24 protein-coding genes are annotated in these 19293 nt (G+C 44.6%); 22 read left to right on the top strand and 2 right to left on the bottom strand.

What is annotated here, in order from left to right; all coding sequences use genetic code 11:
- Positions 1-30: 30 nt before the first annotated feature.
- The 15 genes from SPADD19_RS08140 (at position 31) to folK (ending at position 11073) form a co-directional block, all read left to right on the top strand.
- A complete protein-coding gene (locus tag SPADD19_RS08140) occupies positions 31-420 on the top strand; it encodes a DUF1033 family protein (protein ID WP_061455751.1) in 390 nt (129 codons plus the stop codon).
- Positions 421-507: 87 nt separating this feature from the next.
- Positions 508-1449 carry a competence type IV pilus ATPase ComGA gene (comGA, locus tag SPADD19_RS08135; RefSeq protein WP_061455750.1) on the top strand — a complete coding sequence of 314 codons (942 nt, stop codon included), beginning with the start codon at positions 508-510 and terminating at the stop codon, positions 1447-1449.
- A complete protein-coding gene (gene comGB, locus SPADD19_RS08130) occupies positions 1382-2413 on the top strand; it encodes a competence type IV pilus assembly protein ComGB (protein WP_186822243.1) in 1032 nt (343 codons plus the stop codon). Before comGA ends, comGB begins: the two co-directional genes overlap by 68 nt.
- Positions 2410-2727, top strand: a complete 318-nt coding sequence (gene comGC, locus SPADD19_RS08125) for a competence type IV pilus major pilin ComGC (protein WP_003004178.1) — start codon at positions 2410-2412, stop codon at positions 2725-2727. The genes comGB and comGC overlap by 4 nt, the downstream gene beginning before the upstream one ends.
- A complete protein-coding gene (gene comGD / locus SPADD19_RS08120) occupies positions 2717-3121 on the top strand; it encodes a competence type IV pilus minor pilin ComGD (RefSeq protein WP_061455769.1) in 405 nt (134 codons plus the stop codon). Before comGC ends, comGD begins: the two co-directional genes overlap by 11 nt.
- Complete coding sequence (gene comGE, locus SPADD19_RS08115; RefSeq protein WP_003004353.1) at positions 3087-3374, top strand: competence type IV pilus minor pilin ComGE; 288 nt, start codon at positions 3087-3089, stop codon at positions 3372-3374. The genes comGD and comGE overlap by 35 nt, the downstream gene beginning before the upstream one ends.
- Complete coding sequence (gene comGF, locus SPADD19_RS08110) at positions 3364-3816, top strand: competence type IV pilus minor pilin ComGF (RefSeq protein ID WP_061455749.1); 453 nt, start codon at positions 3364-3366, stop codon at positions 3814-3816. The genes comGE and comGF overlap by 11 nt, the downstream gene beginning before the upstream one ends.
- Entirely contained in the window at positions 3782-4219 is a 438-nt protein-coding gene (gene comGG / locus SPADD19_RS08105; RefSeq protein ID WP_061455748.1) for a competence type IV pilus minor pilin ComGG, read from the top strand. Before comGF ends, comGG begins: the two co-directional genes overlap by 35 nt.
- A gap of 30 nt (positions 4220-4249) precedes the next feature.
- Positions 4250-5203: a class I SAM-dependent methyltransferase gene (locus SPADD19_RS08100; RefSeq protein ID WP_061455747.1), complete on the top strand. Its 954-nt coding sequence runs from the start codon at positions 4250-4252 to the stop codon at positions 5201-5203.
- 51 nt (positions 5204-5254) lie between these two features.
- Positions 5255-6448, top strand: a complete 1194-nt coding sequence (locus SPADD19_RS08095; RefSeq protein WP_061455746.1) for an acetate kinase — start codon at positions 5255-5257, stop codon at positions 6446-6448.
- Between the two features lie 72 nt (positions 6449-6520).
- Positions 6521-7252, top strand: coding sequence for a CPBP family intramembrane glutamic endopeptidase (locus SPADD19_RS08090; protein WP_061455745.1), 732 nt, complete (start codon positions 6521-6523; stop codon positions 7250-7252).
- A gap of 161 nt (positions 7253-7413) precedes the next feature.
- The gene (gene folP, locus SPADD19_RS08085; RefSeq protein ID WP_061455744.1) at positions 7414-8364 is read left to right on the top strand and encodes a dihydropteroate synthase; all 951 of its coding nucleotides are present in this window, start codon (positions 7414-7416) and stop codon (positions 8362-8364) included.
- A complete protein-coding gene (locus tag SPADD19_RS08080) occupies positions 8365-9675 on the top strand; it encodes a bifunctional folylpolyglutamate synthase/dihydrofolate synthase (protein WP_061455743.1) in 1311 nt (436 codons plus the stop codon). It abuts the gene before it with no gap.
- 8 nt (positions 9676-9683) lie between these two features.
- Positions 9684-10238 (top strand): GTP cyclohydrolase I FolE, encoded by a 555-nt coding sequence (gene folE, locus SPADD19_RS08075; protein ID WP_003019101.1) that lies wholly within the window; start codon positions 9684-9686, stop codon positions 10236-10238.
- Positions 10239-10263: 25 nt separating this feature from the next.
- Positions 10264-11073: a 2-amino-4-hydroxy-6-hydroxymethyldihydropteridine diphosphokinase gene (gene folK, locus SPADD19_RS08070; protein ID WP_061455742.1), complete on the top strand. Its 810-nt coding sequence runs from the start codon at positions 10264-10266 to the stop codon at positions 11071-11073.
- Between the two features lie 335 nt (positions 11074-11408).
- Here folK and SPADD19_RS08065 read toward each other — a convergent pair whose 3' ends face one another.
- A complete protein-coding gene (locus tag SPADD19_RS08065; protein ID WP_003009791.1) occupies positions 11409-12893 on the bottom strand; it encodes a DUF1846 domain-containing protein in 1485 nt (494 codons plus the stop codon).
- Positions 12894-13136: 243 nt separating this feature from the next.
- A complete protein-coding gene (gene pepA / locus SPADD19_RS08060) occupies positions 13137-14201 on the bottom strand; it encodes a glutamyl aminopeptidase (RefSeq protein ID WP_014712788.1) in 1065 nt (354 codons plus the stop codon).
- Positions 14202-14343: 142 nt separating this feature from the next.
- Here pepA and SPADD19_RS08055 point away from each other — a divergent pair, with 142 nt between their 5' ends.
- The 7 genes from SPADD19_RS08055 to SPADD19_RS08025 all read left to right on the top strand — a co-directional run bounded on the left by SPADD19_RS08055 (position 14344) and on the right by SPADD19_RS08025 (position 19259).
- A complete protein-coding gene (locus SPADD19_RS08055) occupies positions 14344-14634 on the top strand; it encodes a DUF4651 domain-containing protein (protein WP_003004245.1) in 291 nt (96 codons plus the stop codon).
- On the top strand, positions 14631-14948 hold the full coding sequence (locus tag SPADD19_RS08050) for a thioredoxin family protein (RefSeq protein ID WP_049513879.1): 318 nt from the start codon (positions 14631-14633) through the stop codon (positions 14946-14948). The genes SPADD19_RS08055 and SPADD19_RS08050 overlap by 4 nt, the downstream gene beginning before the upstream one ends.
- Before the next feature lie 9 nt (positions 14949-14957).
- Positions 14958-15584 carry a YtpR family tRNA-binding protein gene (gene ytpR / locus SPADD19_RS08045; protein WP_061455741.1) on the top strand — a complete coding sequence of 209 codons (627 nt, stop codon included), beginning with the start codon at positions 14958-14960 and terminating at the stop codon, positions 15582-15584.
- A gap of 101 nt (positions 15585-15685) precedes the next feature.
- Positions 15686-16081 carry a single-stranded DNA-binding protein gene (locus tag SPADD19_RS08040; protein WP_003019117.1) on the top strand — a complete coding sequence of 132 codons (396 nt, stop codon included), beginning with the start codon at positions 15686-15688 and terminating at the stop codon, positions 16079-16081.
- A gap of 188 nt (positions 16082-16269) precedes the next feature.
- The gene (locus tag SPADD19_RS08035) at positions 16270-17253 is read left to right on the top strand and encodes a substrate-binding domain-containing protein (RefSeq protein WP_061455740.1); all 984 of its coding nucleotides are present in this window, start codon (positions 16270-16272) and stop codon (positions 17251-17253) included.
- Positions 17253-18569: a sensor histidine kinase gene (locus tag SPADD19_RS08030; protein ID WP_061455739.1), complete on the top strand. Its 1317-nt coding sequence runs from the start codon at positions 17253-17255 to the stop codon at positions 18567-18569. The genes SPADD19_RS08035 and SPADD19_RS08030 overlap by 1 nt, the downstream gene beginning before the upstream one ends.
- Before the next feature lie 3 nt (positions 18570-18572).
- Positions 18573-19259: a response regulator transcription factor gene (locus tag SPADD19_RS08025; protein ID WP_003009811.1), complete on the top strand. Its 687-nt coding sequence runs from the start codon at positions 18573-18575 to the stop codon at positions 19257-19259.
- Positions 19260-19293 lie beyond the last annotated feature (34 nt).

The raw sequence follows: 19293 nt of genomic DNA, 5'->3' as shown, positions 1-19293 counted from the left end.
TAATAGAGGATACAAAGGATGGAAGAGTTTATGTATCGAGTGATTGAAATGTACGGGGACTGTGAACCCTGGTGGTTTTTAGAAGGTTGGGAAGATGATATCGTGAGTAGTCGGAAGTTTGAAGACTATTACCAGGCTTTAAAATACTACAAGCAGAAGTGGTTGGAGTTAAATGAGCACTTTCCAAGTTATAAGAGTCGGAGTGATCTCATGACGATCTTTTGGGATACCAAGGAGCAAGAGTGGTGTGAGGACTGCAGTGAAGATGTGCAGCTTTTCCACTCGATTGTCCTCTTAGAAGACGAGCACAAGATCCCTAAAAGCAAGCTCCGCCCAGGCTACGAAAAGGAAAAAGGCAGTCGCAAGCACCGTTCTTGTCAATATACACTCGATTCAAAAAAGGGGACAACCCTGTCATAAGAGACATTCGGAAGATTTTTTAGAGCGATCTAGAAAGTCTTCTTTTTTTGTCTTCTTTTTCGAATAGTATAAGTGAGAGGAGGAACTATGGTTCAAGAAATTGCAAAAAAACTGATCCACATGGGGAAAAAGGAAGAAGCTCAGGATCTTTACTTCATTCCTCGGAAGGAGGAGTACCAAGTTTTTATGAGGGTGGGAGACGAGAGGCGCTTTGTGCAGTCCTTCCCTTTTGAGGAGATGACGGCTATTATCAGCCACTTCAAATTTGTAGCAGGGATGAATGTGGGAGAAAAAAGGCGCAGCCAGCTAGGATCGTGTGATTACCCATTAGAGGATGGAGTGGTCTCGATTCGCTTGTCAACGGTGGGGGATTATCGTGGTTATGAAAGCTTGGTCATTCGGCTCTTGCATGATGAGGAACGTGAATTGCGGTTTTGGTTTGACCAGCTGCCAGACTTGCAGAAGAAATTGGCTGGTCGTGGGCTTTATCTTTTTGCGGGCCCCGTTGGCTCGGGAAAGACCACTCTCATGCATGCTTTGGCGCAAGAGCGCTTTGCGGACCAGCAAGTCATGTCTATTGAAGATCCTGTCGAGATCAAGCAGGATAATATGCTTCAGCTTCAGCTGAATGACCAGATCGGCATGACCTATGACAACCTGATCAAACTCTCCTTGCGCCATCGGCCGGACCTTCTCATCATTGGGGAAATCCGAGATAAGGAAACAGCTCGTGCAGTCGTACGAGCTAGTTTGACAGGAGTCACCGTCTTCTCTACGATTCATGCGAAAAGCGTTCGAGGTGTTTATGAGAGGCTCTTAGAACTTGGAGTGAGTGAGGAAGAACTCAAGATTGTTTTACAAGGTATTTGCTACCAACGATTAATTGCAGGAGGAGGTGTGGTCGATTTTGCGACGGAAAACTACCAAGAGCACTCAGCCAGCCGCTGGAACCAACAAATGGATCTCTTGGCTCAATCGGGATATATCCAGCTGGCTCAGGCGCAAGCCGAAAAAATTATCTACCGCTAAACAAAAGCAAATCATCGAATTGTTTTTGAATCTTTATTCGAGTGGTTTTCATCTGTCTGAGATTGTCGATTTTCTGGATCGCTCTCACCTAGTGGAGAGTCGTTTGGTTTCCCAGATGCGAGAGGACCTCTCGAGGGGGCGGAGTTTTTCAGAAATGATGGCAGGGATCGGTTTTTCAGATGCGGTCACGACACAGCTGTCTCTCGCTGAGCTCCATGGCAATCTTGCATTGAGCTTGGAGAAAATCAGTGCTTACCTAGAAAACATGCGCAAGGTCAAGAAAAAGCTGATTGAGGTGAGCACCTATCCTCTTATCTTGCTTGGGTTTTTAGTTCTGATTATGCTAGGCTTGCGCAATTATTTGCTTCCTCAAATGGATGCTCAAAATATTGGGACGCAATTGATCAGTTCCTTCCCCCAACTCTTTTTGGCCTTAGGAGTGGGACTGGTGACCTTCTTCTTACTCGGCTTTCTCTATTACCGCCAGTCAGGCAAGATCAACGTTTTTAGAAGCTTGTCTCATCTGCCTTTCGGGAAAGGCATGATTCAAGCTTATTTGACAGCCTATTATGCCAGAGAATGGGGCAATCTGATTGGGCAAGGATTGGAGTTGTCTCAGATTTTTTCCATGATGCAGGAGCAAAAATCCCAGCTTTTTCAAGAAATTGGAAGGGACTTAGCTCTTTCTTTAGACCGTGGCCAGTCCTTTTCAGAGACGGTCAGGGGGTATACTTTTTTCAAAAAAGAATTGCCCCTTATGATTGAATACGGTGAAGTCAAATCAAAGCTCGGAAGTGAGCTAGAGATCTACGCTGAAAAAACATGGGAAGATTTCTTTCGTCGGGTTCACAAGGCCATGAATGTAATACAACCCTTGGTGTTTGTCTTTGTGGCTCTTGTGATTGTGTTACTCTATGCAGCCATGTTGCTGCCGATTTATCAAAATATGGAGGTCCATTTATGAAAACATTAAAAACCTATAAGGTTAAAGCCTTTACACTGATTGAAATGTTGGTGGTCTTATTGATCATCAGTGTGCTCTTATTGCTCTTTGTGCCGAATTTGACCAAGCAAAAAGACTCCGTGAAAGAGACAGGAAATGCAGCGGTTGTGAAGGTGGTCGAAAGCCAGGCTGAATTGTACGAGCTCAATCATACCAATGACCAAGCTACTCTAGCAAAGCTGATTGCTGATGGAAATATTACCAACAAACAAGCAGAGTCCTACCGTGCCTATTATGCGAAAAATAGTGGAGAAACTCGTGCGGTTGCAGATTAAGGCCTTCACCTTGGTGGAGACCCTTCTGACCTTGATGATCGTTAGTTTTATTTATCTGGGTTTATCGGGATCGATCAAGAAGAGCTTTCAGCAGGTGGAAGAAAAAGTATTTTTTGCAGAGTTTGAACACCTCTATCAAGAAAGCCAAAAGATAGCCTTGGCAAGGCAAACGGAATTGGATGTTGAAGTGACTGCAAGGAAGATTCAAACGCCCTACCAGACGGTGGAGATTCCTGATTCTGTCATTTTGCAAGATCCTAAAACTATTCGTTTAGACCGTGCAGGTGGCAATTCATCCCTGGCCAATGTTCACTTTCAGACACAGAGAGGAGTGGTGACCTATCAGCTTTCGCTTGGAAATGGGAAAATTAAAAAAAGCATCCGTTCCCGCTAGTATTCTCATAGAATCTTTGGTAGCCTTGGGTTTATTTGCCATGATTACGACCTTATTGTTAGGGGAGATCCGGCGTTCGCGCAAGGAGCGACTAGCGGATTTCAAAGAGGTAGAGGTCTTATCTGTCGCTCAAATGGCGCTTCAGACAGGGCAAAATCATCTAGAGGCCAATGGCATTCAGGTTCAAGTCGAAAAAGATGCCGATCAACTCACGGTCTATCATCAAGGAAAGGTGGTACTGCATGTGGAATAAAGGAAAGGTCAAGGCCTTTACCCTGCTCGAAGCCTTGGTCGCTCTCTTGGTGCTCAGTGGGGGAGTGTTGGTCTTTCAAGGCTTGACCAAGCTCCTGCATGCTGAATTGGACTACCAAGCGCATCAAAAGCAGGAAGAATGGATACTTTTTCAGCAACAATTGCAGGTGGAATTGGACCGGAGCCATTTTGAAAAAGTAGCGGACAATCATATCTACTTGGTTCAGGATCAAAAACCAATTGCCATTGGTCAATCTAAAGGAGATGATATCCGAAAAACAGATGATAAGGGCAGGGGCTATCAGCCTATGATTTCAGGGGTTCGCTCTAGCCAAATTTGGCAGGAGGGAGAGTTGATTCATCTGCGGTTGAATTTCGAAGAAGGTCTAGAAAGGGAGTATGTCTACCATGTGGTACCAGCGATGCAAAATGAAAAAAGTTAAGGCTGGTGTCTTGCTCTACGCCCTCTTGATGGCAGCGATTTTTAGTCTCTTACTTCAGTTTTACCTGCACCGTCAGGTTGCGGAAAGACGAATCTTAAAGACGAGTCAAGATCGCCTTCGGGCCTATGCTTTGGTGCAAATGGCTCTTGAAAAGAGAAAGAGTGATGAGAAGACATCAGAGATTCATTTAAAATCTGGAGTTGTTCAGCTACAGCAGGACACTGATTTTCTTCATGCTCAGGCTAAGATGGATGGCGAAAGCTATGAGTTTGTCCTTCCTGTGAGGGAAGAAAAAGAAAGGAAGAAGACGCAGAAAGATAAAGAGCAGACAGGGAGCGAAAAGCCTTCTGAAGAGACGCCAAATGAGACCAAGGAGCCATCAGAAAATAGCGAAAAAGACTAATTTTTGGTATGATAGGGTGCGGAGGAAATCATGAATTTCGAAAAAATTGAACAAGCCTATACCTATCTATTAGAAAACACTCAAAGTATTCAAAATGAATTGTCGACCAACTTTTATGACGCCTTGATTGAACAAAATGCCATGTATTTGGATGGCAAGACAGATCTAGACATTGTTAAAAACAATAGCAAAAAATTAAAAGAACTAGGTTTAAGTAAGGAAGAATGGCGCCGAGCCTACCAATTCCTTTTTATGAAAGCTGCTCAGACAGTGCCTTTACAAGCGAATCACCAGTTCACACCAGATGCGATTGGTTTTATCATTACATTTTTGATCGATCAGTTGGCTAAAAGCGACCAACTGGATGTCTTAGAAGTGGGAAGTGGAACCGGAAATCTCGCTGAGACTATTGTCAACAATAGCCGTCTCACGATTGATTACTTAGGATTGGAAGTAGATGATCTCTTGATTGACCTATCTGCTAGTATCGCAGACGTGATGGAATCCAGTGTTGTCTTTGCACAAGGAGACGCGGTGCGTCCTCAAGTGTTGAAAGAAAGTGACTTGATCGTTAGTGACTTACCGATTGGCTATTATCCAGATGATGCGATTGCACAGCGCTATCAGGTGGCGAGCTCCGAAGGCCATACCTATGCCCATCACCTCATGATGGAACAAGCTCTGAAATACCTGAAACCTCAAGGAGTTGCCATCTTTTTAGCTCCAAATAACCTCTTGACAAGCCCTCAGAGTGATCTGTTGAAAGCTTGGCTAACAGACAAGGCTCAAATCCTTGCCATGCTGACCTTGCCAGAATCTCTCTTTTCAAATCCAGCCTATGCAAAGACGATTTTCGTCCTACGAAAACAAGAAGAAGAGTCTGTTCAGCCCTTTGTCTATCCGTTTACCGATCTCCAGGATCAAGACCAGGTGGTTCACTTTATGGAAAGTTTCCAAAACTGGTTAAAGGATAGTGAAATTTGATCAAAGATCTGATATAATAGAGGAAGTGAAAACGCTTAATGAGGTGAATATATGTCGAAAACAATTTCTATTAATGCAGGAAGCTCTAGTTTGAAATGGCAATTATACCAAATGCCAGAGGAAACTGTTCTTGCAAAAGGGTTGATTGAACGGATCGGTTTGAAAGATTCTATTTCAACTGTTAAATTTGATGGACGCTCTGAAAAACAAGTATTAGATATCCAGGACCATACACAAGCTGTAAAAATTTTGTTGGATGATTTGATTCGCTTTGATATTATCAAATCCTACGATGAGATTACAGGTGTGGGCCACCGCGTCGTTGCTGGTGGAGAATACTTCAAGGATTCTGCCTTGGTAGATGACGAAGTCCTTCGAAAAGTAGAAGAATTGTCTTTGTTAGCACCTCTTCATAATCCTGCAAATGCAGCTGGAATTCGTGCCTTTAGAGAGATTTGTCCAAATATTACCAGTGTTGTGGTATTTGATACTTCTTTCCATACAACTATGCCGGAAAAAGCTTATCGTTACCCTCTTCCAACCAAATATTACACAGAAAATAAGGTCCGTAAGTACGGTGCTCATGGAACCAGTCACCAGTATGTGGCTGGGGAAGCAGCTAAACTTCTCGGAAAACCATTAGAAGAATTGAAATTGATCACCTGCCACGTTGGAAATGGTGTATCTGTTACAGCGGTTGACAAGGGAATCTCTGTGGATACCTCAATGGGCTTCACCCCTCTAGGTGGAGTCATGATGGGAACCCGTACAGGGGATCTCGATCCAGCGATTATTCCTTACTTGATGAAGCATACAGAGGATTTCAATAAGCCTGAAGATATTAGCCGTATCCTCAATCGTGAATCAGGTCTTCTGGGTGTTTCTGAATCTTCTAGCGACATGCGGGATATTCATACAGCGATGCACAATGGAGACGAAAAAGCTAAATTGGCTTACGATATCTTTATCGATCGTTTGCAAAAATACATCGGTCAATACTTAGCTGTCTTGAATGGTGCAGATGCCATCATCTTTACAGCAGGAATCGGTGAAAATGCAGTAAACGTTCGTTCTTCTATTATCAATGGAATCAGCTGGTTTGGCTGCAAGGTCGACCCTGAAAAGAACGTCTTTGGAGTTGTCGGAGATATTTCCACAGACGATTCCCGTGTGAAGGTATTGGTGATTCCAACCGATGAAGAGTTGGTGATTGCGCGTGACGTTGAACGTTTCAAAAATCAGTAAACTGAAATAAAGTGAGAAGGCTGGAGGCGAAAGCCCCAGTCTTCTTATTTTATACAAGAAAGAGGTTGTCCATTGAAAAACATACAGTCTTTTATTCGAGAGCACCCATTATGTAAGAATGCCCTCTGGCTCCTTCTTTTTGTCCCCTTATTCTTTCTCTCACAATTCCCCCTCATCACCATGGTTTATTCCCTTCAAGAAGGAGTAGATGCAAGGTGGGTCACTATCCTCACTCTTTTGGCGACAGTGGCAGTACTCTTTGTTTTTTATAGGGTCATCAAGATGAGCCCTCTGGAGAACTTAGATGTTCGGGTTATTACCTGGCCAGCTCTGGGGAGAAATTTTCTTTTTCTTCTCTTGTTGATGGCTAATAATCTGCTCGCCTATCCCTTGTTGAAACAAGAGGCAGGTGGTACAACAGCAAACCAAGCGGCTCTGAATGAGCTGCAATCTCATGCTCCTTTTCTTGCTATGGGAATGGTCGTGATCCTTGTCGCTCCGATTCTAGAAGAGCTGCTCTGTCGGGCCATCATCCCTCGTTTGATCTTTCGAGGGGCAGAACCGATCGGTTACCTAGCCGGTGCTCTCTTTTTTACCTACTTGCATGGACCGAGTACCCTAGGGGAGTGGGTAGCTTACGGAGGCATGTCCTTGATCTTAACTTGGGTGGCTTATCGCTATAAGCGGATCGAGTATAGCATCTGTCTCCATATGACCTTGAATGCGCTAGCTTATTATTATCCAGCTGTATTCCTCCTTTGTTTATTGCCGGTATCGAGAGTTTTCTTCCATGATAAATTATGATAAAATGGTAGGTACCAATGAGTTTTGATGCAGAACCTTCGTACAGAAGGTCAGAAAAATAAGCAATCCGTATGGAGAATGAACTCAGAGGTTTAGAACATTTGTTCTAGCCTCTTTTGTTCGCAATCATGCTGTAGGAAGGGAATCAAAGGAGAACGAAAATGATTGATAAAAAATGGCTGAGTGGCCAAGGGACCTTTCTTTGTGGGATCTTAAATGTCACTCCGGATTCATTTTCTGATGGCGGTATGTATACGAGTGTGGATGCAGCCTTGCAACAGGCGAGAAAACTGATCCAAGAAGGAGCTCAGATCCTCGATATCGGAGGAGAATCAACCAGACCAGGAAGTCATTATGTGGAGATCCAAGAAGAGATTGACCGCGTGGTTCCAGTGATTAAAGCCATTCGGCAAGAAAGTGATGTCTTGATCTCGGTGGATACCTGGAAGTCTCAAGTGGCGGCGGCGGCGCTCGAAGCTGGAGCTGATATTGTCAACGATATTACTGGTTTTCTTGGAGATCCTAAGATGGCTGCTGTCGTCGCGGAGCATGAAGCGAGCGCAGTTCTCATGTTTAATCCAGTGATGGCAAGACCGCATCATCCAAGTTCCACTATCTTTCCAAGTTTTGGTTTCGAACCAGTCTTTTCAGAGCAAGAGCTTCAACAGATGGCTCAAGAACCGATTCAAGACTTGATGTGGACCTTCTTTGACCGCTCGCTTGCGGTAGCGAAAGCAGCCGGTGTCCAGATGGATCGTATTATGTTGGATCCTGGGATCGGATTTGGGTTGACCAAGCGAGAGAACTTACTCTTATTACAAGAACTCGGGACGATTCACCAAAAGGGGTATCCGATCTTTCTAGGGGTCTCCCGCAAACGCTTTGTGGTCAACATTATTGAGGAAGCTGGATTTGAGACAGATCCTGCAACGGAGACTGGTTTTTGGAATCGGGACCTGGCTTCGAGCCATTTGACGAGTATTGCAGCCAGTCAAGGAGTCGAAGTGGTGCGGGTGCATGATATTCCCCTTCACAAGATGGCAGCAAGTCTAGGCCAAGCCATTTTCCAAGCCCAAGAGGCAGCAGATACCAATTTAAAACAATACAAGTAAATGAAGACAAAAGAACATCAGTTGGATCTTCGTTGGCTAGAAGCATATCGTTCTCAAGATCCACATTTCGGCTTGGAGCGCATGGAAGCTCTCTTGGCTTTGAGAGGAAATCCTCACCTAGACTGTCGGGTCATTCATGTTGCGGGGACCAATGGCAAAGGCTCTACCATTGCTACCTTGTCCCAACTCTTGAGGCAGGCAGGTTTACGGGTTGGAGTCTTTACCTCTCCTTATCTGATCCATTACAATGACCAAATCACCATTAATGGCGAAGCCATTTCGGATCAAGACCTGCAAACCTACCTGGATAGTTACCAGCAACTCCTGGAAGCTGAAGAATCATCGGCCGTCTTTCAAGGGTTGACGGAATTTGAAGTGATGACAGCCATCGCCTATGATTATTTTGCTCACGAGGAGCTGGATTATGTGATCATAGAAGTCGGTATGGGCGGACGACTAGACAGTACCAATGTCTGTCAGCCTGTTCTGACCGCGATCACTTCGATTGGCTTGGATCATGTCGCCCTTCTTGGGCCAGATCTGACTTCCATCGCCCGTGAGAAGGCTGGCATCATTAAGCCAGGAATTCCTCTGGTCCTAGGGAAATTAGAAGCAGAAGCTAGCCAAGTCATTGAAGGTATTGCGATTCAAAAGCAGGCACCGATAACAGCCTATGACAGAGATTACCAAGTTGAACTAGAGGCCTCTTGTTTATCTGGCCAATCCTTTTCTTATCACAGTTCCAAAAGAGAAAAATCCTCTTATCAAGTAGCGCTCTTAGGTCATCACCAGGCCAGAAATGCAGCTCTTGCGATCAGTATCTGTGATATACTTTTTGAAAGAGAAGGGCGTGAACTCTTGTCAAGAGAGTTAGTGGATGAGGCCTTGCATCAAGTCGTCTGGCCTGGTCGGATGGAAGTGGTCTCGCAAAATCCCATGATCTTGCTAGATGGGGCTCATAATCCCCATGCCGTTGCGCCTTTGATCGCAAGTCTTCGGGAACTTTTCCCAGGTCAAAAAAAGACCATTCTTTTTACCTGCATCCGGACCAAAGCCTTAGAAGAGATGCTCATTCAGTGGCAGGAACTAGAAAATAGTCGCTTGATCCTCACGACCTTTGAAGATCCAAGAGCCTATTCTCAAGAAGAGATAAGAGCTGCTGCGAAAAACCATCAGCTTGAGGAAGTCAACTGGCAAGAGTTTCTACAAAACTGGCAAGCAAAAGGCGATGAGCTCCTCATTGTAACGGGGTCGCTCTACTTCCTTAGCCAGGTACGACCTTATTTATTAAAAACAGAAAAATCCAACTAGGAGATGATATGGATACAAAGAAAATTGAAGAAGCAGTGAAAATGATCATCGAGGCAGTCGGTGAAGATGAGAACCGTGAGGGCCTTCAGGAAACGCCGACCCGTATTGCAAAGATGTACCAAGAAATCTTTGCAGGACTAGGGCAGACAGCAGAAGAGCACCTGTCTAAATCATTTGAAATCATTGATAACAATATGGTGGTCGAGAAGGATATCTTCTTCCATTCCATGTGTGAGCATCACTTTTTACCATTTTATGGAAAAGTGCACATTGCTTACATTCCAAATGGCCGTGTGGCTGGGCTTTCAAAACTGGCTCGTACGGTCGAAGTTTACGCTAAAAAACCACAGATTCAGGAACGTTTGACGGTAGAAATCGCAGATGCCTTGATGGAATATCTTGGAGCACAAGGAGCACTTGTCTGGGTAGAAGCAGAGCATATGTGTATGAACATGCGTGGTGTCCGTAAACCTGGGACCGCTACAGTGACAACTGCTGCGCGTGGACTGCTTGCGACAGATAAAGACTTAAAAAATGAAGCCTATAAACTCATGGGCCACTAATGGCTGGCTATAAGAGGTGAAGAGAGTGGATCAATTACGGATCAAGGACTTAGAGGTATACGCCTATCATGGTGTTTTTCCAGCAGAAAAAGAATTGGGACAACGCTTTGTCCTAGACCTATGGGTAGATTATGAGATGACTCGCGCTGCCCGCACAGGTGATTTGGAAGCTTCGATCCATTATGGGATCTTGGCGGAACAGTTGACCGAGTGGATGCAGGCAGAAAAGATCGATCTGATTGAAACAGTGGCCTTTCAATTGGTTCAAAAGATTTTCGAAAGCTATTCCTTTGTAGAAAAAGTTCGTCTGGAGTTGAAAAAACCTTGGGCTCCTGTTCCCTTGCCACTCGAGACTTGTTCGGTGACAATCGAACGGGAGAAAAAACGGGCCTTTATTGGGCTTGGCACCAATATGGGAGATAAACAACTGCAACTAGAGACGGCGCTAGAGAAACTCAAGGATCGAGGCATTCGGATTCTTCAGACATCTACAAGGATTGAAACAGAACCTTGGGGAGGAGTGGAGCAGGACACCTTTTTGAATCAGGTGGCAGAGGTTGAAACCTGGATGACCCCAGAGGATTTACTAGAGACCTTACTTGCCATTGAGCAGGAAATGGGGCGTGTCCGTGAGGTCAAGTGGGGGCCACGTGTGATCGATCTAGATCTACTCTATATTGAGGACACCATTTGTTACAGTCCGAGCTTGATCTTGCCACATCCTTATGTGGCAGAACGTGCCTTTGTCCTAGAGTCTTTGAATGAAATTGCTCCTCATTTTGTGGACCCTGTTCAAAGAAAGCCCATTCGCCAATTATGGGAGGCTGTCAAATAGTCTCTCTTCTTTGAATTATAAAAAAACAATCCCTGTTCGAGGGATTGTTGAGAGCGTAGATAAACGAATCTTTAATAGAATCTAATCAATTCTTTAAAAATTATACTCGTTATAGTTATTCAGTCATCTAATGAAACTTTCCGCCGTGAGAAAAGTGCCTGAAACAATACCGTTTCAGGCACTCGGAATTATTGAGACCTTAGGCTCAATAATTAGTCATGGAACTTCGTAGAAGTTCCATGACGTCCGTACTCACCTAAGGAAAGTTTTTTAAGAAGACTTTGTCTTCAATCTGAACAATTCCTAAAACAGGGATTGTTTTTGTTTGTCTGAGTTTATTTACGATACAAACGATCGTACTGGTAGACAGGGTCCATGGTGACGTTGATACCGAGCTTGCGAAGGACATTCTTGTCTTCGTCTGTCAGCATCACGGTTGAGTGGGCTTCGCTGCCTTTCAACTTGCCTAATTCTTGCATCGCAAGCTTAGCATCTTCGTTGCTCATAGCTGTAATGGCCAGGGCAATGAGGATCTCGTTTGAGTGAAGACGAGGGTTGCGGCTACCCAAATGATTGATCTTCAAACCTTGGATAGGTTGGACGTATTCTGGCTCGATTAATTTGGTTTCTTTATCAATATGCGCCAATTTCTTGATCGCATTGATCAAGAGGGCTGCGGTTGGGCCAAAGAGATCAGAGGTTTTTCCGGTTACCATCTCGCCGTTTGGCAATTCAAGGGCCAAGGCTGGCTCCCCTGTTTCTTCTTCTTTTTGGCGGGCAAGCACGGTCACTTTCCGATCATTTGGAGTAATGCCCAAATCATTCATCAAGAGCTCAATCTTCTTGACAGCCCCTTCACCGACACGTTCAGCTTTGACATCCAAGATAGTTTGGTAATAGCGACGTATGATTTCTTGTTGGGAAGCTTCAATCGCAGCGTCATTGTCCACAATGGCAAAGCCAACCATGTTGACGCCCATATCTGTTGGGGAAGCGTATGGAGAGGTTCCTAAGATGCGTTCCAACATGCGCTTCAAGACAGGGAAGATTTCGATATCGCGGTTGTAGTTGACCGTTGTTTCTCCATAGGTTTGGAGGTGGAAGGGATCGATCATATTGACATCGTCTAGATCTGCAGTCGCTGCTTCATAAGCCAAGTTAACTGGGTGGTGCAAAGGAAGATTCCATACTGGGAAGGTTTCAAACTTGGCATAACCTGATTTGATCCCATTTAATTGGTCATGGTACATATTGGACATACACGTTGCCAGCTTACCAGAACCAGGTCCAGGAGCTGTCACAACGACCAAATTGCGGCTAGTTTTGATGTAGTCATTTTTCCCCATCCCTTCAGGAGAGATGATGTGGTCCATATCGGTCGGATAGCCCTTGATCGGATAGTGGAGATAAGAGGCGATCCCGCTCTTGTCTAGTTGTTTGCGAAAGGCATCTGCTGCAGCTTGTCCAGCATATTGGGTGATGACGACAGAGCCTACAAAGATCCCCAATTCATTGAATTTGTCGATCAAGCGTAGCACTTCTTGGTCATAAGAAATTCCTAGATCCCCACGGGCTTTTGAGTGCTCAATGTTGTTGGCGTTGATGGCAATGACAATTTCCACCTGGTCGCGCAATTCTTGGAGCAGCTTGATCTTATTGTCTGGTTCGTATCCAGGGAGGACACGAGCAGCGTGGAAGTCTTCTAACATCTTACCACCAAATTCAAGGTAGAGCTTGCCATCGAATTGATTGATCCGCTCAATAATATGGTCACGTTGCAAGTTCAAATACTTTTCAGAACTAAAAGCTTGTTTTTTCATGTAAAACTCCTGTAATAAGGGAAGGGTCTGCCACACAAATCCAAGGATGAGTGTTCCGTTCCCTACCATTTCATTCTTTCATATTATATCAGAAAACAGATGGAAGATAAAATATTCTAAGATACTTTCCTAAGGGGAGTGCGGATGCTAAGGGACTCAATGGTGACTCACGCTGGAAAGTTTCAAAGAGAACCTTGTTTCCCCCCTAAAAAAGCCCCTTACGGGGCCTCAGATCGATGTTGTTTAATAGTGTTTGATCAAATCAACTGTAGAGCGATCCAATTTCTTAACCAATGCTTGTAAGAAGGCTTGCGCTTGCAAGAAATCATCCATGGCATAGAGGGTTTGGTGAGAGTGGATGTAACGTGCACAGACACCAATAGTGGTTGATGGGACTCCGCCGTTCTTCAAGTGTGCTGCACCTGCATCGGTACCACCTTTGGCACAATAGTATTGGAATTTGATGCCCGCTTCTTCAGCCGTAGTGAGCAAGAAATCTTTCATATTTGGTAGCATGATGTGACCTGGATCGTAGAAACGAAGCAGTGTTCCTTCCCCAATCGCACCTTGGTCTCCAAAGACATCAGCTGCTGGCGAACAGTCTACAGCAAGGAAGATTTCAGGATCAAATTTAGTGGTTGAAGTGTGAGCTCCACGAAGTCCCACTTCTTCTTGAACGTTGGCCCCTACATAGAGTTCGTTGTTTAAGGCTTGTCCAGAAAGGCTCTTGGCCAATTCGCTGACCATCAAGACGCCGTAGCGGTTATCCCATGCTTTGGAGATGACGTTTTTACCATTAGCAGTGAGAATCGCAGAGCTATCTGGGACCAAAGTATCTCCAGGACGGACCCCATAGCTTTCAGCTTCGGCTTTAGAGCTAAAGCCTGCATCAAAGACGATGTCGCTAATGGCAGGTACGGTTGGTCCACCTGTTCCACGTGTCAAATGAGGAGGAACAGATCCTGAAATAGCAGGGTATTCACGTCCGTCACGTGTAAAGAGTTTGAAGCGTTGGCTGCTGACGACCATCGGGTTCCAACCTCCGATTGGGACAACACGGAAAGTCCCATCAGCTTTGATTTCGCTGATCATAAAACCAACTTCATCCATGTGAGCAGCTACTAAGATACGAGGAGCATCGGCAGCCGTTGAGTGTTTGACCCCAAAGATCCCACCGAGACCATCTGTCACGATTTCGTCCACATGAGGGGTCAATTGTTGGCGCAAATAATCCCGTACAGGAGCTTCGTGACCTGAGATGGCAGGGATTTCAGTTACTTCTTTGATTTTAGAAAATAAATCAGTCATAGGTTACCTTCTTTCTGATGCTATTTTATCACTTTTTCTACAAGGATGGTAGCGTTATTATGGAAATCAGTCCCAAAAAGCAGAGGGAGAGATCCAGCTTAGACCGTTGTCCCTCTGCTTATTTTGTGTTACAATAGGCACTATGAAAGCTAAAAAAATTATTTTGTCTAGTCTGGCTGTAGCAAGTGCAGGAGCTCTTGCGGCCGGTGTCTATAAAATTGCCAAAGATCAAAAGCGTCTCCGTACCCAAGAAGAGTTGGTAGCAGAAGTACGGGAGCAAATGGAAGCCATGGGGACGATTGCGACTCTGTATGTGGAACTCTACGAGTCTAGTGAAGAGCGCTTAGTAGGAGGTGTCATTTTTGAAGATGAGCGCCATTACCGCTTTGTCTATGAGGATGGTCTCTTGCATTACGAAGAGGAAAAATTATGATTACACCAAATTCTCTAGAAGAAATTGCTTCATACGTAGAGCAAGATGGCAAGAAAGTGTTTGTCTTTTCAGCCGACTGGTGTGGGGATTGTCGTTACCTCAAGCCTTTTTTGCCGGAGATTGAGGCTGAAAATCCCGAATTTACCTTTATCTTGATTGACCGAGATGCCTATCTGGATCTGGCGAAAGTCTGGGATGTTTATGGGATCCCTAGTTTGGTGGTTCTGGAAAAGGATAAGGAAATCGGTCGGTTTGTCAATCGGGATCGGAAAACCAAAGCGCAGATTACAGCATTCTTAGCAGGATTAAAATAGGAGAAGAACATGATTGTAACATATAACAAAGAACAAGTCGGCGATGTCTTGATGCTGACCTTGAAAAACAGTGGGGAAGCAAAGCTCGCGGTGGAGAGAAAAGGAAAGGTGGCTCGCGTTTATCGTGAGGACAATCAAGAAACGGTTGCCTGGAATATCTTTGAACTCTCAACTATCTTTGCCGTAGAAGGCAAGGGCCAAGTCTTTTTGACAGATGAGCAAGTGGATCGTTTGAACCAAGAATTGGAAAGAGAAGGTTTTTCAGAACGCTTGGTCAATGATCGGGAACCAAAATTTGTGGTGGGAGAAATCCTTGAAATGGTGGCCCATCCAGATAGTGACCACTTGAATATCTGCCAAGTAGCAGTTGGGGCAGATAAGACGGTTCAGATCGTAGCAGGGGCTCCAAATGCGCGTGTAGGCCTCAAGACCATTGTTGCTCTTCCAGGTGCCATGATGCCGGATGGCAGCTTGATTTTCCCAGGAGCTCTTCGTGGAGAAAAAAGCTATGGCATGATGTGCAGTCCTCGCGAATTGCACTTGCCAAATGCTCCTCAAAAACGAGGCATTATTGAATTGGATGACGCAGAAGTAGCAGGAACACCATTTGATCCTGCTCGTCACTGGCATGAATAAAGAGAAGAATCTAGGATTTTTTGAATCCTAGATTTTTTTGATTTTGGTTTGCCACCTCCATTTTTTGAAATTTTTTCGAATAAATAGATAGGAGGTAAATGATGTATAATAAAGTTATTCTAATCGGTCGCCTAGTAGCGGCTCCAGAATTGCATAAAACCAGCACAGACAAATCCGTTGCCCGAGTGACCGTTGCGGTCAATCGTCGCTACAAGGACCAAAATGGAGATCGAGAGACGGATTTTGTCAATGTGGTTGTCTGGGGGAAATTGGCTGAAACCATGGCTAGTTATGCCAGTAAAGGGAGCCTGATCTCTTTGGATGGAGAGATTCGGACGCGCCGCTACGAGAAAAATGGGGTCATGCAGTATGTGACAGAGGTCCTCTGCCAAAGTTTTCAGTTGCTAGAGAGCCGCGCTCAGCGAGCAATGCGCGAAAATGGTGGAACAGGAGATTTGGCCGATATTATCTTAGAAGAGGAAGATCTTCCCTTTTAGAAGTAAAAAAGAAAGCTAGTTCGTTCCTAGACTAGCTTTTTTGATACTTATGAGGGATTTTATTCGGGAACGACTCTTTTTAAAATGAATCAAATAAATCCATCTGTACAATAAAAACAAGCACTTTTTTTGAAAAAGTAGTAAAATAAACTAATATATATTCAAAAAATTCAGAAAAGGAACGGAGTTTGAAGGGGAAAGAAGAAAGAAAAGAACGGTTGAAATGGCTGATAAAACGGGTTTTACTGGTGATTCCAGTGGCCTGCATCCTCTTGTGGATCTATGCCGTTTGTCAAACCAGTAGCATCAAGGATCAGACCAAGATCGGTGTCACCTATATGACCATGAACAATGAGTTCTATAAAAGTATTCATTCGGAAATTAGTCGGATTGCCGATGAGAAAGGGGCTCTTGTATCTGTCCGAGATCCAGAATTGGACGAAAAAAGGCAGAGCCAGCAGATCGATGATTTTTGCGCTCAAAAGGTAAATGTGATTGTGATTAATCCGGTCAAAGGGGATAGTCAGCCCATTTTAAGAGCTCTTAAAAAAGCTAGAAAACAAGGAATTAAGATTATTGCAGTTGATACCCAGCTCAAGCATTTTAAGCCGGATGCCAGCATTGTCTCTGATAACTACCAAGCAGGAGTCTTGATTGCGAAAGAGTTGATGAAACGCTCTTCAAATGCTCGTATTTTGCTCTTGGAGCATAAGGGGACTGTTTCGGCAGATACGCGGATACAGGGATTTAAGGATACCATCAAAGGACATGGCTCTTATCAGATCATCTCGGAACTAGAAACCAAGGGGCAGACGGAGATCGCCATGCCTGCTGTCCGTAAGTTCTTGCAGTCAGGGGGAAATATCGATACACTAGTCGCCCTGAATGACCGCTCAGCTATAGGAGCTTTAGCGGCCATCAAGGAGCAAGGAATCACCCACCCCATTGCGATCTATGGGATTGATGGCTCACCAGATATGAAAGCCTTGCTGCACTCGACAGATGATGTCGTGGGAACCGTTGCCCAGTCTCCGTTGAAGATGGGAGACCGCGTGATGGAGGTCATCCAAGATATGGCTGATGGGAAGAGCTACCAAAAAGAAATAACCATTCCGGTTCAAATGATGACAAAGGAAAACATCGATCAATTTGATGTGAATGGGTGGCAGTAATGAGAAAATTTAGAGGTGTGAGATACAGTTTGGCCATTCTGATGGTCGTGAATTTTATCGCTGTGATGCTCAACAGTATCATCTATCTTCAAGCAACCAACTATATCATTGCCCAACGGCAAGCTTCTCTATTAGTAGAACGTTTAGAGCGTATTCCTTTTGCGCCTTCGACAACTTTTTGGTTGTCTGCGCTCTTATTTGCTGGAATTGCCTTGATCTCCATGAGTCGTTACCGGTCTCAAACGAGTCGATGGTCCATTTTTGATAAGTGGAACATTTTGGAGATCCTCCTGATGTTGCTCTTGATGTGGGTCCAAAATGTAGCTTATAACGGGCTCATTCTCTTGGTTTTTGCGGATATCTTCTATGGTTCCAAAGAGTTGAATACCAAGCGAGACCGCAAGTATTGGTTTGCGTTTATCCTAGTGAGTTTCTTGATGCTTCTTGTGACCAATTCAGACGTCTTTTCGCTTTTCTTTCCGATACCTTCTCTTGATGTCTATATTCATTTTTACCCTGCCTCCATCCGGATTCTGGCCTTTTTCTTAAAGAATTCCCTCTATGCCTTGAATATGGTTCTCTTCATTATTTCGCTTTTGTTCTATATTATGAATGTTCTTGCGGAAAACCACGAAGTAGAAGAAGAGTTGGCCATGGTTTCGAAGGTCAATACGGAGTTGAACAACTATATGGCCTTGTCTGAGAAGATTGCAGAGGATCGAGAGCGCAAGCGGATTGCTCGGGAGATTCACGATACCTTGGGACACGCGCTAACAGGGATATCGGCAGGCTTAGATGCTGTCGGAGTCTTGATTGATATCGATCCCAATCGGGCAAAAGAGCAGGTAAAAAGCGTATCAGAAGTTGTCCGTGAAGGAATCCAGGATGTGAGGGGCTCTCTTAACCGCCTCCGTCCAGGTGCCCTTGAGGGACGAACCCTCAAAGATGCTTTAGAAAAGATGATCCGCGAGTACCAGACGCTTTCCAACTTGCAGGTTGATTTACACTATGAATGGGTCGATGTCGATATGGACGTCATGATTGAAGATACGATCTTTCGTGTGATCCAAGAGTCTATGACCAATGCGGTTCGCCACGGTCATGCCAGTCAGATGAGCCTTCATTTTTTTGAGGATGAAGAAGATTACCTGATCGAGTTGCAGGACAATGGGGTTGGGTTTGAAACCTTGACCTATGGCTATGGACTCAAACAGATGATGGAACGAATTTCTATCCTAGGAGGACAGCTTCAATTTGAAAGCCGCGATGGATTTTTCACGCGCGTCAGTTTACCGAAATATAAAGAAGGGAGATAAGAGATGGTAATAAAAGTAATGGTGGCAGATGACCAGGCCTTGATTCGAGAATCTCTGAAAATTATTTTGTCAGCCCACCCCGATATCGAAGTGGTGGCCACAGTGGAAGACGGCAATCACGTCCTGTCTAGCATTCCCCAAACCCATCCTGACCTAATCTTGATGGATATCCGGATGCCAGGGATGGATGGGGTTTTGGCGACAAAAGAAGTCAAAGAGCACTATCCGGATATCAAAATTATTATTTTAACGACCTTTGACGATGATGAATTTATCTATAGTGCACTCAAGTATGGTGCTTCAGGTTATCTTTTAAAGGGAGCCTCGACAGAGGAACTCTATGAAGCGATTAAGGTGGTATATCAGGGCGGAGCCATGATCAACCCGAATATCGCTAGTAAAGTCTTTCAAATTTTCTCACAAATGGCCAAAACCAACTTCTCTATTGCTGTAGATGAGGACAATGTCAAGGATTTGAGCACGACGGAATGGCGCATTATCCAAGAAGTCGGCTATGGGGAGTCCAATAAAGAAATTGCGGCCAAACTTTTCTTGTCAGAAGGAACCGTGCGCAATTACTTATCAACGATTTTGGCGAAATTAAACCTACGAGATCGAACGCAATTAGCGATCTGGTCAGTCCAAACAGGAGTGACGAGACGTGATTTTTCTAAAGGAAATACAGAATGAAATTGAAGCGAAAGCATCTTTGTTGGGGGATCGG

The sequence above is a fragment of the Streptococcus parasanguinis genome (genome assembly GCF_001578955.1).
In the GTDB taxonomy this organism is placed as follows: domain Bacteria; phylum Bacillota; class Bacilli; order Lactobacillales; family Streptococcaceae; genus Streptococcus; species Streptococcus parasanguinis_U.
Note: the sequence above shows the minus strand (reverse complement) of the source record. Positions and strands in the feature narration are given on the sequence as shown.